The sequence below is a fragment of the Desulfobulbus alkaliphilus genome, assembly GCF_016918545.1.
In the GTDB taxonomy this organism is placed as follows: domain Bacteria; phylum Desulfobacterota; class Desulfobulbia; order Desulfobulbales; family Desulfobulbaceae; genus Desulfobulbus; species Desulfobulbus alkaliphilus.
The window spans coordinates 1-384 of record NZ_JAFFQC010000442.1; the positions used below are offsets into that span (position 1 = coordinate 1).

The following is a 384-nucleotide window of genomic DNA, read 5'->3' on the forward strand; positions in this document are numbered from 1 at the left end:
CCCTGATCCCCTACCAAAGCCAGCAGACCGGCCGGCAACAGCACTGGGCCTATGCCGGCCTTGGCCAGCTCGATCAGCGCCAGGTAGGAGTCGAGCTCCATGGCTGGCACCAGCCCGAGCGCGGCCAGGGGATCCCGCAGATAGCGATTGGAGGGGTTCTCCAGATCCATGGTGAGTATCTTGCGCACCTTCTCCTGCGCCAATAATTCCTCACTCACCTCTGCCTCGCTCAGCTTGCCAGTCAATGTTGCTTGCAAGGCGATCTGATGATCCGGCTGCACCACCTCATCCCCATCGTCCCCCACCAGATAGAAGGGCTCTTCCAGCAGCAGCTCGGCGCACAGGCCGTGACCGGGGGGCAGGCGACCGGCACAGATGCCGAGC

General features: G+C 63.5%; 1 pseudogene. It reads right to left on the bottom strand.

What is annotated here, in order from left to right:
- Positions 1 to 384 (bottom strand): annotated as a pseudogene (locus JWG43_RS19320) (LysR family transcriptional regulator); the annotation flags it as partial.